This window comes from Rahnella sp. 2050, assembly GCF_040544515.1.
GTDB classification, from domain to species: Bacteria; Pseudomonadota; Gammaproteobacteria; order Enterobacterales; family Enterobacteriaceae; genus Rahnella; species Rahnella aceris.
Genome location: NZ_JBEPKE010000001.1, coordinates 1,187,883 through 1,203,722, shown reverse-complemented (window position 1 = coordinate 1,203,722; position 15,840 = coordinate 1,187,883). Strand labels below are relative to the sequence as shown.

General features: G+C 52.0%; 9 protein-coding genes. 4 read left to right on the top strand and 5 right to left on the bottom strand.

All coding sequences use genetic code 11. The features are described from left to right. Window positions 1-64 precede the first annotated feature (64 nt). Entirely contained in the window at window positions 65-1,498 is a 1,434-nt protein-coding gene (locus tag ABIC79_RS05205) for a catalase (RefSeq protein WP_354566607.1), read from the bottom strand. Window positions 1,499-1,801: 303 nt separating this feature from the next. Between ABIC79_RS05205 and ABIC79_RS05200 the strand changes: the two genes are divergently transcribed. Continuing rightward, window positions 1,802-2,347 carry a YfaZ family outer membrane protein gene (locus ABIC79_RS05200; RefSeq protein WP_013574610.1) on the top strand — a complete coding sequence of 182 codons (546 nt, stop codon included), beginning with the start codon at window positions 1,802-1,804 and terminating at the stop codon, window positions 2,345-2,347. A gap of 126 nt (window positions 2,348-2,473) precedes the next feature. After that, window positions 2,474-3,679 (top strand): nicotinamide mononucleotide deamidase-related protein YfaY, encoded by a 1,206-nt coding sequence (locus tag ABIC79_RS05195; RefSeq protein ID WP_354566606.1) that lies wholly within the window; start codon window positions 2,474-2,476, stop codon window positions 3,677-3,679. Window positions 3,680-3,818: 139 nt separating this feature from the next. Here the strand turns inward: ABIC79_RS05195 and yfaE are convergent, their stop codons facing one another. The 3 genes from yfaE to nrdA form a co-directional block, all read right to left on the bottom strand. Then, window positions 3,819-4,079 carry a class I ribonucleotide reductase maintenance protein YfaE gene (gene yfaE, locus ABIC79_RS05190; protein WP_013574612.1) on the bottom strand — a complete coding sequence of 87 codons (261 nt, stop codon included), beginning with the start codon at window positions 4,077-4,079 and terminating at the stop codon, window positions 3,819-3,821. Beyond that, window positions 4,080-5,210, bottom strand: a complete 1,131-nt coding sequence (nrdB, locus tag ABIC79_RS05185) for a class Ia ribonucleoside-diphosphate reductase subunit beta (RefSeq protein WP_112198666.1) — start codon at window positions 5,208-5,210, stop codon at window positions 4,080-4,082. It lies immediately after the preceding gene. Between the two features lie 72 nt (window positions 5,211-5,282). Further along, on the bottom strand, window positions 5,283-7,565 hold the full coding sequence (nrdA, locus tag ABIC79_RS05180) for a class 1a ribonucleoside-diphosphate reductase subunit alpha (RefSeq protein WP_013574614.1): 2,283 nt from the start codon (window positions 7,563-7,565) through the stop codon (window positions 5,283-5,285). Between the two features lie 710 nt (window positions 7,566-8,275). Here nrdA and yfaL point away from each other — a divergent pair. Continuing rightward, window positions 8,276-12,052: an AIDA-I family autotransporter adhesin YfaL/EhaC gene (yfaL, locus tag ABIC79_RS05175; RefSeq protein WP_354566605.1), complete on the top strand. Its 3,777-nt coding sequence runs from the start codon at window positions 8,276-8,278 to the stop codon at window positions 12,050-12,052. A 67-nt stretch (window positions 12,053-12,119) separates the two neighbouring features. Here the strand turns inward: yfaL and ubiG are convergent, their stop codons facing one another. Then, window positions 12,120-12,842, bottom strand: a complete 723-nt coding sequence (ubiG, locus tag ABIC79_RS05170) for a bifunctional 2-polyprenyl-6-hydroxyphenol methylase/3-demethylubiquinol 3-O-methyltransferase UbiG (RefSeq protein WP_354566604.1) — start codon at window positions 12,840-12,842, stop codon at window positions 12,120-12,122. 259 nt (window positions 12,843-13,101) lie between these two features. On the opposite strand from ubiG, the gene gyrA reads away from it, so the two are divergent. Continuing rightward, window positions 13,102-15,753, top strand: coding sequence for a DNA topoisomerase (ATP-hydrolyzing) subunit A (gene gyrA / locus ABIC79_RS05165; RefSeq protein WP_013574618.1), 2,652 nt, complete (start codon window positions 13,102-13,104; stop codon window positions 15,751-15,753). Window positions 15,754-15,840 lie beyond the last annotated feature (87 nt).

Sequence of the window (15,840 nt, the reverse complement as noted above, 5' to 3'; positions counted from 1 at the left end):
AATAGCCCGGAATAAACAATAAAGGCCGCATAATGCGGCCTTTATGATTTCTGATGGTAAAAAGTCAGTCTTTCAGTGCTTTCTCAACCCCTGCGCCATAAGCCGGATCGACTTTATAGAACAGTGCCAGTTGGCGTGCCTGTGTTTCCGGCGAAGCATGTTTCAGCTCACCCGCAATGCGTGCAAACATACGATGATGCTCAGCCTCAGACAGCAGGTTGAATAGCAAACGTGGCTGAGTGAAGTAATCATCATCTTCCCGGTGATTCCAGTGGTCTGCCGCGCCTTCAATACTCAGTGGCGGTTCGCTGAAATCGGGCTGTTGCTGGAACAAGCCCGCGCTGTTGGGTTCGTAAGTCACGCCGTTGCCGCTGTTACCGTCCACACGCATTGCGCCGTCACGGTGATAATTATGGAACGGGCATTTTGGCGCGTTGACCGGGATCTGATGATGATTTACGCCCAGACGGTAACGGTGCGCATCGCCGTAAGAGAACAGACGCCCCTGCAGCATACGGTCAGGTGAGAAACCGATGCCAGGTACTACATTGGCCGGGCTCATGGCGACTTGTTCTACTTCGGCAAAGTAGTTTTCCGGATTGCGGTTCAGTTCGAATTCACCCACTTCAATCAGCGGATAATCGCTGTGCAGCCAGACTTTGGTCAGGTCAAACGGGTTGTACGGCAGTTTTGCAGCGTCCGCTTCCGGCATGATTTGCACAAACAGTTTCCAGCGCGGGAAATCGCCGCGTTCAATCGCTTCATACAAATCACGCTGCGAACTCTCGCGGTCGGTGCCCACCAGTTTTTCGGCTTCATCGTCCATCAGGTTTTCAATACCCTGCTGGCAGCGGAAGTGGAATTTCACCCAGAAGCGTTCATTTTCAGTATTGATAAAGCTGAAGGTATGGCTGCCGAAACCGTGGATATGACGGTAAGACGTTGGCAGACCACGGTCGCTGACATCAATGGTCAGCTGATGCAGGGCTTCCGGAAGATGAGAGAAGAAGTCCCATTTGTATGCCGGATTACGCAGGTTAGTGCGCGGGTCACGTTTGACGACGTGGTTCAGATCCGGGAATTTCAGCGGGTCACGCAGATAAAACACCGGCGTATTATTGCCGACTAAATCCCAGTTTCCTTCTTCGGTGTAGAACTTCATCGAGAAACCGCGAATATCACGTTCGGCATCCGCTGCACCGCGTTCACCGGCAACCGTCGAGAAACGGATAAACATGTCAGTTTGTTTGCCGATTGCGGAGAAGATCTTCGCGCGGGTGAAAGCGGTAATATCGTGCGTCACGGTGAAAGTACCATAAGCGCCGGAGCCTTTAGCGTGCATACGACGCTCCGGGATCACTTCGCGGTCGAAATGCGCTAATTTCTCAAGAAACCAGACATCCTGCAAAAGCAACGGACCACGGCGGCCAGCGGTAATCACGTTGTTATTATCGACGACTGGCGCGCCAGCGGCGGTGGTTAAACCTTTCTTGGTCATAAAAATTCCTTCCGGTAATTGCGTGTGTATGTAAGTAAAAACGTTGGGGTGGTTCCTTTAATCTTACTTAAGTCAAATTAACTCTACCGATTAGAAATAAACCCTATATTGATCAGAGGCAAATAGGTGGGAGTTATCATTTCGATGGGAAACGTTCGTTTCATCAATGAAAACGATGTTTCTTACAATTTTCACAACCCCGGTGAATGCATTCACGTTCCAAAAAGTTGTTACGACTGAGTGAATTGCTTTAGACTTCCCGTGGAAGATTTATTGTCGTTTGACTGTTATTTAGGATAAATAATGAAAAAGTTACTTGTCGCTGGTGCCGCTGCCAGTCTGATGTTTGTCGCGGCATCTGCCAGCGCAATCAGTGTCAATGGTGAAGTCGGTGAGCATTACACGCATCTGGGTGTGGGCTTCGGCACCACATCTCCGGGTCTGGCATTGAGCGGTGATTACACCCATAACGATGACGACGGTGATGTGGCAGGCTTGGGTTTGGGATACAACATTCCTTTGGGTCCGTTCATCGCGACCGTCGGCGGTAAGGGCCTGTACACCAATCCTAAAGACGGTGACGAAGGTTACGCGGCGGCCGTCGGCGGTGGTCTGCAACTGCCAATCGCGAAAATGTTCACCCTGTACGGCGACTATTATTATTCCCCGGATTCCCTGTCCAGCGGCATTGCTAACTATGAAGAAGCGAACGCAGGTATTCGTCTGACGGCCATCCCGCTGGTTACCGTGAGCGTGGGTTACCGCTACATGGCGATGGATGGCAAAGATGGCAACCGCGATAACGTGGTGGCAGACGGTGCTTATTTAGGTGGCGCTGTTAATTTCTGATTTTGTCTGAAGCAAAATCTGAAGGCTCGCATTCGTGCGGGCCTTTTTGTTTTCTGCCGAACGGAGATTGTTTTTCTGTCCCAGCCTTTCTACAGTGGAGTAACAAAAAGACAGAAGGAGAACGGGATGCTTAGGGTTGAGATGCTGAGTACGGGTGATGAAGTGCTGCACGGCCAGATTGTGGATACCAATTCGGCATGGCTGGCGAATTATCTGTTTGAGCAAGGTTTACCGATGACCAGTCGTGAAACCGTGGGCGACAGTCTGGACGCGCTGGTGGCTGTTCTCAAAGAACGCAGCCACATCGCTGATGTGCTTATCGTGAACGGCGGCCTGGGGCCAACGACCGATGATTTAAGTGCGCTGGCGGCGGCTAAAGCCTGTGATGTGGAACTGGTGGAAGATGCTGGCTGGATTGAAACCATGCAGGCGTTCTTCAATGAACGTGGCCGTCCGATGGCCGAATCCAACCGCAAACAGGCACAAATCCCGGCCAATGCCGAGCTGCTGGATAATCCGGTGGGCACCGCCTGCGGCTTCAGCGTGAAGCTCAACCGCTGTCAGATTTTCTTCACGCCCGGCGTACCGTCCGAATTTAAAGTGATGGTGGAACAACAAATCGTTCCACGTCTGCACAAACAATTTCCGGCGCTGGAAGCGCCGTTATGTTTGCGTCTGACCACGTTCGGACGTGGCGAAAGTGACCTTGCCACCGAGTTGGATCAACTTGAGCTGCCGGAAGGCGTGGTGATGGGTTACCGTTCGTCATCGCCGATTATCGAGCTGAAAGTCACCGGCCCGCGCTCTCAGGAGGCTGCAATGCACAAAGCGTTTGAACGCGTGCGTGAAGTCGCAGGGGAGAGCACGATTTTTGAAGGGCTGGGTAGCCTGCCGGATCGTCTGGCAGAACGCCTGCTGGCGCAGGATTTACGTCTGGCGGTCAGTGAAAGTTTCACCGGCGGCCTGCTGAACTGGCGTCTGCAAAGCGCCGGCGTTCCGCTGGTCAACGGCGAGTTATTGCCGCAAGGCGACGAACCCTCACCTGAAAAATCCCTCGAATGCTTACTGGCGCGTGCGCAGACGTTGGCCGAAACCACCGGCGCACAACTGGCGCTGGCTGTGGGCGCGCTGTCAGGTGCAGAATTAAGTCTGGCACTGCATACCCCAACCGGCACCAGCGGCCTGACAATCCGCTATACCGCCACGCGTCACGGACTGGCATTACGTCAGGAGACCATGGCGATGGTGGCGATGAATATGCTGCGGCGCTATCTGAATGGCTGGGAGCCGGTGGCGGATTACCCGTGGTTGGATCGGGTTGAGAAGGTTTAGCTTTAGCTCCCTCCCCTGCGAAGGGGAGGGCTGGGGTGGGGTATTAAAGCGAAATCAAAGAGTTGAGGTTGGCTTTGATGAGATGTTAGCCCTTAAAACCCCCTCCCGTCCTCCCCCTTCGCAGGGGGAGGAGTAAAGTCTAAAACGCGATCTCAATATCCCCAACCGGCATGCAACAACACGGCAAAATCTCGCCGTCTGAGATAAAGGCCAGGGGTTTCTCGCTGTAGGCGACCTCACCGTTAATCAACCGCATCCGGCACGATCCGCAATAACCTTCGCGACACTGGTATTCCACTTCAACCTGATGATGTTCAAACACCTCCAGCAAATTCCGGTGCTCTGACTTACACGCCAGTTGCTGTCCGTTTGCTGAAAGTGTGATGGTTCTGTCGGCCATTTAAAGCTCGAAATCACTCAGGTCATCGGCGTGAACTTCAGAATCAATCTGACCTACCAGATAGGAGCTGACTTCCACTTCCTGTGGCGCAACCTGCACGTTATCAGACACCAGCCAGGCGTTGATCCACGGGATCGGGTTCGAGCGGGTTTTGAACGGAGCATCCAGCCCGACAGCCTGCATACGGATATTGGTGATGTATTCGACGTACTGACACAGAATGTCTTTGTTCAGGCCGATCATCGAACCGTCTTTGAACAGGTATTCTGCCCAGTCCTTTTCCTGCTGTGCCGCCAGCACGAACAGGTCATGGCACTCCTGCTGACATTCCAGCGCGATTTCTGCCATTTCAGGGTCGTCCTGACCTGAGCGCAGCAGGTTCAGCGCGTGCTGAGTGCCGGTCAGATGCAGCGCTTCATCACGGGCGATCATCTTGATGATTTTCGCGTTGCCTTCCATCAGTTCACGTTCGGCGAACGCAAATGAACAGGCAAAGCTGACGTAGAAACGTACGGCTTCCAGCGCGTTGACGCTCATCAGACAGATGTAGAGTTTCTTCTTAAGTTCATGCAGGTTAACTACAACGGTTTTGCCGTTGACCTGATGCGTGCCTTCGCCCAGCAGATGGTAGTAGCTGGTCATCTCGATCAGCGTGTCGTAGTAACCGGAGATGTCTTTCGCGCGCTTGAGGATTTCTTCATTGGTCACGATATCGTCAAACACAATCGCCGGATCATTCACGATGTTACGGATAATATGCGTGTAAGAGCGCGAGTGAATAGTTTCCGAAAACGCCCAAGTTTCGACCCAGGTTTCCAGCTCAGGAATAGAAATCAGCGGTAACAGCGCGACGTTCGGGCTGCGGCCCTGAATGGAATCCAGCAGCGTCTGGTATTTCAGGTTGCTCAGGAAAATGTGTTTCTCGTGATCCGGCAACGCCTGAAAATCGATACGGTCGCGGGAAACATCAATCTCTTCCGGACGCCAGAAGAAGGACAGTTGCTTTTCGATCAGTTTTTCAAAGATTTCATGCTTCTGCTGGTCGAAACGGGCAACGTTAACCGACTGACCAAAGAACATTGGCTCAAGAAGCTGATCGTTTTTATTCTGGGAAAAAGTACTGTAGGCCATAACTTCCTCGAAATTCTCGGCAAAAACCCCCTGACGGGGGTTTTGAATAATATTCTTAGTTAAAACAAAAGATTAGATTTTGCAGGCGCCGCTTTCACAGTCATCAGCCACATCGGCTTTCATGTCTTCCTGTACATCATCAGCACCGTCACGGGTGTTCTGATAGTACAGCGTTTTCACGCCAAATTTGTAGGCGGTCAGCAAGTCTTTCAACAACTGTTTCATTGGCACTTTGCTGTTCGGGAAGCGCGACGGGTCGTAGTTGGTGTTTGACGAAATCGCCTGGTCGATGAATTTCTGCATTACGCCAACCAGTTGCAGGTAGCCGTCGTTGTTCGGCATATCCCACAGCAGTTCGTACTGATCTTTCAGACGCTCGTACTCCGGCACAACCTGACGCAGAATCCCGTCTTTCGACGCTTTGATACTGATGTGGCCGCGAGGTGGCTCGATACCGTTGGTGGCGTTGGAGATCTGCGAAGAGGTCTCGGACGGCATCAGCGCGGACAGCGTGGAGTTACGCAGGCCGTATGTTTTGATGTTTTCACGCAGCGTATCCCAGTCCAGATGCAGCGGTTCATCGCAGATGGCATCCAGATCTTTCTTATAGGTATCCACCGGCATGATGCCTTGTGAATAGGTGGTTTCGTTGAACCACTGGCACGCGCCTTGTTCTTTCGCCAGTTCGTTGGAGGCTTTCAGCAGGTAATACTGAATGGCTTCGAACGTTTTGTGGGTCAGGTTGTTAGCGCTGCCATCGGAATAACGCACACCGTTTTTCGCCAGATAATACGCGTAGTTAATCACGCCGATACCCAGCGTACGTCGGCCCATCGCACCGCGTTTTGCGGCTTTGATCGGGTAATCCTGATAATCGAGCAGGGCGTCCAGAGCGCGAACTGCCAGAACAGCCAGTTCTTCCAGATCGTCGAGGCTTTCGATCGCACCGAGGTTGAAAGCAGACAGCGTACACAGCGCGATTTCGCCGTTTTCGTCATTAACGTCATCCAGCGGTTTGGTTGGCAGCGCAATTTCCAGACACAGGTTGGACTGGCGAACAGGCGCGATAGCCGGATCAAACGGGCTGTGGGTGTTGCAGTGGTCAACGTGCTGAATGTAGATACGGCCTGTAGAGGCGCGTTCCTGCATCATCAGGGAGAACAGTTCCACCGCTTTCACTTTCTGCTTACGGATGCTGGCATCCTGCTCGTACTTCTCGTACAGACGCTCGAACTCGTCCTGATCGGCAAAGAATGCATCGTACAGGCCAGGTACGTCAGACGGGCTGAACAGGGTAATGTCGCCGCCTTTCACCAGACGCTGATACATCAGTTTGTTGATCTGCACGCCGTAGTCCATATGACGGACGCGGTTGCCTTCAACACCACGGTTGTTTTTCAGTACCAGCAGGCTTTCGACTTCCAGATGCCACATCGGGTAGAAGAGTGTCGCTGCGCCGCCACGAACACCGCCCTGAGAACAGGATTTCACCGCAGTCTGGAAATGTTTGTAGAACGGGATACAACCGGTGTGGAATGCTTCACCGCCACGGATCGGGCTGCCCAGCGCACGAATGCGACCGGCGTTGATGCCGATACCGGCGCGTTGTGAAACGTATTTCACGATGGCGCTGGAGGTCGCGTTAATGGAATCCAGACTGTCGCCACATTCGATCAGCACGCATGAGCTGAACTGACGGGTCGGAGTGCGCACGCCGGACATAATTGGCGTAGGCAGGGAAATTTTGAAGGTTGAAATCGCGTCGTAGAAACGTTTGATGTAATCCAGACGGGTTTCGCGCGGGTAGCCGGAGAACAGGCAGGCCGCGACCAGAATGTATAGGAACTGAGCACTTTCGTAGATATCGCCGGTCACACGGTTCTGTGCCAGATATTTCCCTTCCAGTTGCTTAACCGCAGCGTAAGAGAAATTCATGTCGCGCCAGTGGTCAATAAAACTGTCCATCTGCTCGAACTCTTCAGCCGTGTAGTCTTCCAGCAGATGTTTGTCGTATTTACCCATTTCAACCATGCGGGTCACCTGGTCGATCAGTTTTGGTGGTTCAAACTGGCCGTAGGCTTTTTTACGCAGGTGGAAGATCGCCAGACGCGCGGCCAGATATTGGTAATCCGGTGCATCTTTAGAGATCAGATCAGCCGCCGCTTTGATGATGGTTTCGTGAATATCAGCGGTTTTGATGCCGTCATAGAACTGGATGTGTGAACGGAGTTCTACTTGAGAAACTGATACGTTTTGAAGACCTTCCGCTGCCCAGTCAATGACACGGTGGATTTTATCAAGGTTGATGCGTTCTGTGCGGCCATCACGTTTAGTAACAAGCAGACTTTGGTTCATTGGGTGCGATACCTTAAAGGTTTATAAAGGGTCTGACCTGACCGCGTAAAACATGCGCGGCAGCACAAGAGGTTCCTAGTGTGCTGGTCAGGATATAAACACAATATATTGTGGGTTTGTTATTTTCTGATGACAAGATAGTGATTGAATGTCCCTTTTGCAAGTGAACAAAACGGGCAGATTTGTGGATAAGTTGGGGAGAAATTTTGACGTCAAGCCTGAGAAGTCCGTCATTGCTGGCGCGACAAACCTGTCAATATCTCAGATACGATTTTCTTATATTTTTATGAAAGGTGATCAACTGCCGGTTTATTAAACGTTAGAAAAAAACGCTATATTGATCTGGATAACTATTCTAAAAAATCATGTTGCGGTGTTCACGCCAACCAACGTCCTAAAAACTAAGGTTTTAACCCCGGCATACCCCGTCTCTTAACGTAAATTCTACTGGATTAGCGGAAAAAATGACTTGCAACCGATGACGATTTGGCGTCGCCGTACAGCCGTTAAGCCGCTTCGGGGCAACCTTGCCAGCAGGTTTTTGTTCACTTTCTGAAAAGTGCGTTTTTGAGAAAAATGAGCCTTATTATAAATACATATGATGAATGAATGATGTTGTTTATATATTCTAAATTTATCATTAAGTGGTCTCCCGGCACTGTGCATATTACTTTCGCTCCTCTTTCATCAGGTGCGGGATTAGAACTTCAATGGTCTTCAATAAAATCACGGCGTGTTTATTTTTAGTCTTTAATTTATTGCCTTTTTCAGAGGCGGCTTTTGCAGAAACTCTCCCGACCTGTTCAGGGTTGCAAATTACTGAAAGTTGCAACGCCACGGCCACCACGCTTGAAAATAAAACCCTCAATACCTATACCGTGGCTGATGGCGCTGAGATGCAGTTCTCCGGCCTGAACGGTTCAGGTTCCTCGGGTGGTGCCTTCCACCTGGGAAACAGCACCACACTGGAGATTATTCCTGAGAGCACCACCGGTTACAGCGTATTTACCGGAAACAGCAGTTCGGGAAACGGTGGCGCGATCTTTGCGAAAGAAAACTCGACGGTATATTTAGAAAATACCCTGTTCATTGATAACGTCGCCCATGATTACGGCGGTGCAATATATATGAATGGCACCAATGATGAAGGTGATACTGATCTTGCCATTACTAATGCCGTGTTTTCAGGGAATATTTCCAGTGAGGGGAAAGGCGGCGCTATTTATTCTCTTAATAATAAAGTCCAGCTGACAAATGTTTTATTTGAGGATAATCAGGCAAAGACCAACAAAAGTGCCAGTTCAGGTAATGGTAGCGGTGGTGCGATTGATGCCACGGACAATACGTCTGACTCCCACGGCAGCATGTTTATCACTAACAGTGAATTCACCGGCAATCAGGCCGAAGGACAGGGAGGCGCAATCTACACCAGCAGCGCGTCTACGCCATTCCTGATCAACATCAACATTGATGAAAACTATCAAGAAAATGATGGTGTTGCCTATTACCACGATAACGTCGCTGGCAATTATGGCGATGCACCCGATGCCGCTGGCGGCGGGTTCATGTATCTCGGCCACAGCGAAGCCGATTTTGATATTGCTGCAGATAAAACGCTGATCATCGGCAATACCGCCAACGACGGCGCTTATGACTCGATCGCCGGTTATGGCGCGATTTTCAAACGCGGTGCTGGTGAACTGGTACTTAATGCTGATAACAGCGGTTTTACCGGCGTATTCGACATTTTAGAGGGCACGGTCACGCTGGGACGTGATGACACGCTGATCAATGTCGGCGACACCAACTGTCAGGCTGCGGCAGATACCTGTCACGGTATTGTGTTAGGTAACGATAATTATGTGAATGACACGGCAATACTGAATGTTGGCAGCACGCAGCAAACCTTTAAAAATGCCTTTATGGGGCATGAGAACAGTACATTGAATATTGATGCTGGCGGTAATGTCATTGTTAACAGCGGCTACATGGCGGGGACAACCACCGGAGCAGGCGATCTGACCGTGGCAGAAAATGGCAGTTTCACCCTGACCGGCGCGCAGTCTATGGGGCTGGATGGCGACATTGTGGTGGAACAAAACGCTGTACTCAGCGTTCAGGGCGATGCTGAAGATTTAGCGATATTGCAGGCCGATCCGCAGTCTGTTGTGCTCGACGGCGGTGTGCTGGATTTGTCGGACATGTCCACCTTCAACGGTGAAGCGAATCAGACTAACGACGGCCTGACGATTACAGGGTCCGGCGGTACGGTAATCGGTAATGCTGATCTGGTGACGCTGGGGACGGGCAGCGACTATCACGTTGATGGCGGCGTGTATGCGGTGATTGATGCCGGTGCCGGACGTGTCACGCTGGCGGATAACAATACTTATCTGGGCACGACGCAGATCGCTTCCGGGACATTGCAGGTCACCGGTAACTCTCAGTTGGGCGATGAAGCCTATAACCGTCAGGTCATTTTTACTGATCCGGCACAGGCCAGTACGCTGGAGATTTCTGCGCCGGGCGATACCAGCGGGCAGGTCGATACCACATCAGCACAAACCGGTAAGGCACGAGATATTGAAATGCGGGCCTCAGGGACGATGCAGGTGGACGACGGCGTGACCACGCAATGGGGCGGTTTAACCGCTGACAGTACCGGCGGGCAGGCAGACGTTGACAGCACGTTCACCAAAACCGGTAACGGTACGTTGATTCTGAAAGATTCGGGCAACAGCCATTCCGCTGTCCGGGTCGAACAGGGTACTTTGCAGGGAGGCGCGGAAAACATCATCGCAGACGCCTCTTCATTGTACGTCGGCGAAAATGCCACGTTTGCCACCGGCATGGATCAGCAGGTGCGCAGCATCGATGCGGATTCCACCGGTACACTGTTGATTTCCGACAACACTCAGCTGGTCCTGACAAATCAGGACACTTCCTCGGCGCTGGATGCCAGCCTGTTTACCGGCACGGGCGGCACGCTGGTGAATGCTACGTCCGGTATGGCGCTTAAAGGCACGCTGAACACGAATCTTTCCCTGGATGCATTGACCTATTTAGCCGGTGTGACGGTCAACGGCAGCCTTGATAACAGCGCAGGAACCGCCAGTCTGGAGAATGGCAAGGCCGGGGATACGCTGACGGTCAACGGTGATTACACCGGCGGCGGCACGCTGGTGCTGGAAACTGAAATGAATGGTGATACCTCGGCGACCGACCAGCTGATTCTTAACGGCAATACTTCCGGTGATACCGCGCTGGCGGTTGTGCCGGTCAGCGGCATCGGGCAGGCGACACAAACCGGTATCAAAGTTGTCGATTTTGTTGCCGACCCGCAAAGCTTCCAGAACGCGGCAGATTTCCATCTGGCCGGTGGTCAGCAATATATCAATATGGGCGCCTACGACTATTCTCTGGTGCAGGATAATCAGGACTGGTATCTGCGCTCGCAGGTGGTGACGCCGGAGCCTCAGCCCGATCCTGACGTCCAGCCGCAACCTGATCCCGATGTTCAACCGCAGCCGCAACCTGTGCCAGCCTCTGGCGGGGAAGATTTTACACCGGTGCTGAACCCTAAAATGGGCGGCTATATGAGCAACCTGCGCATCGCCAATAATGCCTTCAGTATGACGGCGCAGGATCATGCTGGTGCCGGTCATGACAATATTAAGCTGCGGGTGGATTCATCGCGCGACAGCTCAACCTTTGCCAGCCAGATTGACAGTCACAATGACACGTCAGTGGTTCAGATCAGCGGCAATTTCCTGCGCAATAATGCAGGTGACGGGGAAATCCTGGCGGGTGTGGTGGGCGGTTACAGTAACAGCCACGGCGATAGCACCAGCGTACTGACCGGGCGCAAATCAGATAATGACAGTCAGGGATACGCCGTCGGACTGACCGCTTCCTGGTATCAGAACGCACAGGATCATCAGGGCGCGTATCTCGACAGCTGGATGCAATATGCCTGGTTTGATAACAGCGTCAGCGAAGACGGTACAGGTGATGATAATTATCACTCTTCCGGCCTTTCCGCCTCACTGGAAGGTGGTTACCGTTTTACCCTGATGCAGGGAAACCAGTGGAACTGGACGGTGCAACCCCAGGCGCAGGTGATTTATCAGGGCGTGAAGCAGAAAGATTTTACCGCGTCGAATCAGTCGAAAGTGGCACAACAGGGGGATAATAACGTTCAGACGCGCTTAGGCTTGCGCAGTGAATGGGATATTCATCCGTCGCCGACGCTGCATCTCAGACCTTTTGTAGAGGCGAATTACCGCCATAACAGTGCGGAAACTTCCCTGAATGTGGATGGCGTGAATTTCACCGATAACACCGCCAAAGACAGTGCGGAACTGAGTACCGGGATCAGTGGCAATTTGGGCGAAAATACCACGCTCTGGGGCAAGGTTGGACAGCAAGAAGGGTCAGATGATTTTTCGCAAACCGAAGCGTCAGTTGGGGTGAGTATTCGCTGGTAAGTCAGTCAGTTAGCCGTGAAATTAAAAGGGTGCAGCGCAGGCTGTACCCTTTTTTGCAGTCAGAATATTACAGCGCCTGGGTGTGGATCATGTAGTTCACATCAACATTTGGCCCGAGTTTGAAATGGTCGGTCAGCGGGTTGTAGTGCAGTCCCATAATGTGACGCTCAAACAGCGATGTGCGGTCAATCATGCCCAGCAATTCAGACGGCTTGATGAATTTTTTGATGTCGTGCGTGCCTTTCGGCACCATTTTCAGCACATATTCAGCGCCGAAAATGGCCATCAGCCAGGCTTTATTGTTGCGGTTGATGGTGGAAAAGAACACATGGCCGCCAGGTTTCACCAGACGTGCGCAGGCAGCAACGACAGAAGCCGGATCCGGTACGTGTTCCAGCATTTCCATGCAAGTCACCACGTCATATTGCTGCGGATGCGCGTCGGCGTGCGCTTCCACGGTTTCCTGCACGTACTCCACCTTCACGCCGCTTTCCAGCGCATGCAAACGTGCTACCTGCAAGGGTTCGCCGCCCATGTCCAGTCCGGTGACTGTCGCCCCCGCCACTGCCATGCTTTCACTCAAAATGCCGCCACCGCAGCCGACATCGAGAACATTTTTTCCAAACAGGCCATCAGCGCGTTCGAGAATGTAGTTCAGACGCAGCGGATTGATGCGATGCAGCGGTTTGAATTCGCCTTCCAGATCCCACCAGCGCGAGGCGACGGCTTCAAATTTGGCGATTTCTGCATGGTCGATGTTTTGCGGTGTTGCGGAGGGTGTGGTTGTCATGAGCGTGATGAACTCCTTATAACTTGATTAGCGGATTATACATATTCCATCTGCTTTGGCTCAGTTTTGTGGTTTTGGTTAATGTTTATACGAAATGAAGCCCTGCGTGCAAAGGTTTGAAACGCGTTGGATAATAGTAGGCAAAAGGGGGCGGTTGTTTTCCACGTTTGGCTGGTTTGTGGTATAGTTTTACACCTTTGCGCTATATATGCCTACGTGGGCAGCGGCCATGAATAATCAGTAGAGGGATAGCAGCTCCATGAGCGACCTTGCCAGAGAAATCACACCGATTAACATCGAAGAAGAGCTTAAAAACTCTTATTTGGATTATGCGATGTCCGTTATTGTCGGACGTGCGTTACCAGATGTGCGCGATGGTTTGAAACCGGTGCACCGCCGCGTACTTTTCGCAATGAATGTCCTCGGTAACGACTGGAATAAAGCCTATAAAAAATCGGCCCGTGTGGTCGGTGACGTTATCGGTAAATATCACCCACACGGTGATACCGCGGTTTATGACACCATCGTTCGTATGGCTCAGCCTTTCTCACTTCGCTATATGCTGGTGGACGGGCAGGGTAACTTCGGGTCAGTGGATGGCGACTCCGCAGCAGCCATGCGTTATACCGAAATCCGCATGTCAAAAATTGCACACGAATTGCTGGCAGATTTAGAAAAAGAAACTGTCGATTTCGTGCCAAACTATGACGGCACAGAACAAATTCCTTCTGTTATGCCAACGCGCATTCCCAACCTGCTGGTTAACGGCTCGTCGGGTATCGCTGTGGGTATGGCAACCAACATTCCGCCGCATAACCTCACCGAGGTGATCAACGGCTGTCTGGCGTATATTGAAGATGAAAACATCAGCATTGAAGGGCTGATGGAACACATCCCGGGGCCAGACTTCCCGACGGCTGCGATCATCAACGGTCGCCGTGGTATCGAAGAAGCTTACCGTACCGGCCGTGGCAAAATTTATATCCGTGCCCGAGCTGAAGTAGAAGCCGATGCGAAAACCGGTCGCGAAACCATCATTGTTCACGAGATCCCGTATCAGGTGAACAAAGCCCGTCTGATCGAAAAGATCGCCGAGCTGGTGAAAGAAAAACGCGTCGAAGGTATCAGTGCGCTGCGCGATGAGTCTGATAAAGACGGCATGCGTATCGTGATTGAAATTAAACGCGATGCTGTCGGTGAAGTGGTTCTGAACAACCTGTATTCCCTGACGCAACTGCAGACGTCTTTCGGCATCAACATGGTGGCATTGCACCAGGGTCAGCCGAAGATTCTCGGTCTGAAAGAAATTTTGTCAGCGTTCGTCCGCCACCGCCGTGAAGTGGTGACGCGTCGTACCATTTTCGAACTGCGTAAAGCCCGCGACCGTGCTCATATCCTCGAAGCACTGGCTATCGCGCTGGCGAACATCGACCCGATCATTGAACTGATCCGTGCGGCACCGACGCCGGCTGAAGCGAAAGCTGGCCTGGTCGCGCGTTCATGGGATCTGGGCAACGTGTCAGCAATGCTGGCAAGTGCGGGTGACGATGCAGCCCGTCCTGAATGGCTGGAGCCGCAGTTTGGTATTCATGATGGAAAATACTTCCTGACTGAGCAACAGGCACAGGCCATTCTGGATCTGCGTCTGCAGAAACTGACCGGTCTTGAGCACGAAAAACTGCTGGATGAATACAAAGAGCTGCTGGTGCAAATCGCTGAGCTGCTGTTCATCCTGTCCAACCCTGACCGTCTGATGGAAGTCATTCGTGAAGAACTGGAAGCGATCCGTGATCAATACAACGATCCGCGTCGTACCGAAATTACGGCAAATACCTCTGACATCAACATCGAAGACCTGATCAATCAGGAAGACGTTGTGGTGACCTTGTCGCATCAGGGCTACGTGAAATATCAGCCTCTGACTGATTACGAAGCGCAGCGTCGCGGCGGTAAAGGGAAGTCAGCAGCACGCATTAAAGAAGAAGACTTTATCGATCGTCTGCTGGTGGCCAACACCCACGACACTATTCTGATGTTCTCAAGTCGCGGGCGTCTGTACTGGATGAAAGTCTATCAGTTGCCGGAAGCCAGCCGCGGTGCCCGTGGCCGTCCTATCGTCAACCTGTTGCCGCTTGAGCCGAACGAACGCATTACCGCCATTCTGCCAGTACGTGAGTACGAAGAAGGTCGTCATGTGTTCATGGCAACTGCCAGCGGTACCGTGAAGAAAACCGCGCTGACCGATTTCAGCCGTCCACGCAGCGCTGGCATTATCGCCATCAACCTCAACGAGGGTGATGAGCTGATTGGTGTTGACCTCACTGACGGTAAAGACGAAGTCATGCTGTTCTCTGCGGCCGGTAAAGTCGTGCGCTTCTCTGAAGAAGCCGTCCGCTCAATGGGCCGTACGGCGACGGGGGTTCGCGGTATCCGTCTGGGCGAAGGCGACAGCGTTGTATCGCTTATCATCCCACGCGGTGACGGTTGTATCCTGACTGTGACGCAGAACGGTTTCGGTAAACGTACTGAATCGACCGAGTACCCAACTAAATCCCGTGCAACGCAGGGCGTTATCTCAATCAAAGTGAGTGAGCGTAACGGACCGGTTATTGGTGCGATTCAGGTTGACGAAGCGGATCAAATCATGATGATCACCGATGCCGGTACGCTGGTGCGTACCCGTGTTTCCGAAGTGAGTACTGTTGGTCGTAACACTCAGGGTGTGACGCTTATCCGTACCGCAGACGATGAGAATGTGGTTGGCTTGCAACGTGTTGCAGAACCGGTTGAAGACGAAGAACTGGATGGCGTAGCCACCGAAGCGGGCGAACTGGAAGCGGCACAAGCAGCCGATCTGCCAGACGACGCGGAAAGTGAAGACGATCAGCCAGCTGATGACGAAGAAGAATAAGTTTTCTTAGTCAGCAGACAAAAGGGCATAACAATAGTTATGCCCTTTTTTATTGGATTCGTCTTAAAACAAATCTTTCACCTACAC

What these genes read in the sequence shown, in the direction of transcription:
- ubiG (WP_354566604.1), bottom strand. Translation starts at nt 12,842, where the DNA reads ATGACAACCACACCCTCCGCAACACCGCAAAACATCGACCATGCAGAA.
- gyrA (WP_013574618.1), top strand. Translation starts at nt 13,102, where the DNA reads ATGAGCGACCTTGCCAGAGAAATCACACCGATTAACATCGAAGAAGAG.
- nrdB (WP_112198666.1), bottom strand. Translation starts at nt 5,210, where the DNA reads ATGGCCTACAGTACTTTTTCCCAGAATAAAAACGATCAGCTTCTTGAG.
- yfaL (WP_354566605.1), top strand. Translation starts at nt 8,276, where the DNA reads ATGGTCTTCAATAAAATCACGGCGTGTTTATTTTTAGTCTTTAATTTA.
- nrdA (WP_013574614.1), bottom strand. Translation starts at nt 7,565, where the DNA reads ATGAACCAAAGTCTGCTTGTTACTAAACGTGATGGCCGCACAGAACGC.
- yfaE (WP_013574612.1), bottom strand. Translation starts at nt 4,079, where the DNA reads ATGGCCGACAGAACCATCACACTTTCAGCAAACGGACAGCAACTGGCG.
- ABIC79_RS05200 (WP_013574610.1), top strand. Translation starts at nt 1,802, where the DNA reads ATGAAAAAGTTACTTGTCGCTGGTGCCGCTGCCAGTCTGATGTTTGTC.
- ABIC79_RS05195 (WP_354566606.1), top strand. Translation starts at nt 2,474, where the DNA reads ATGCTTAGGGTTGAGATGCTGAGTACGGGTGATGAAGTGCTGCACGGC.
- ABIC79_RS05205 (WP_354566607.1), bottom strand. Translation starts at nt 1,498, where the DNA reads ATGACCAAGAAAGGTTTAACCACCGCCGCTGGCGCGCCAGTCGTCGAT.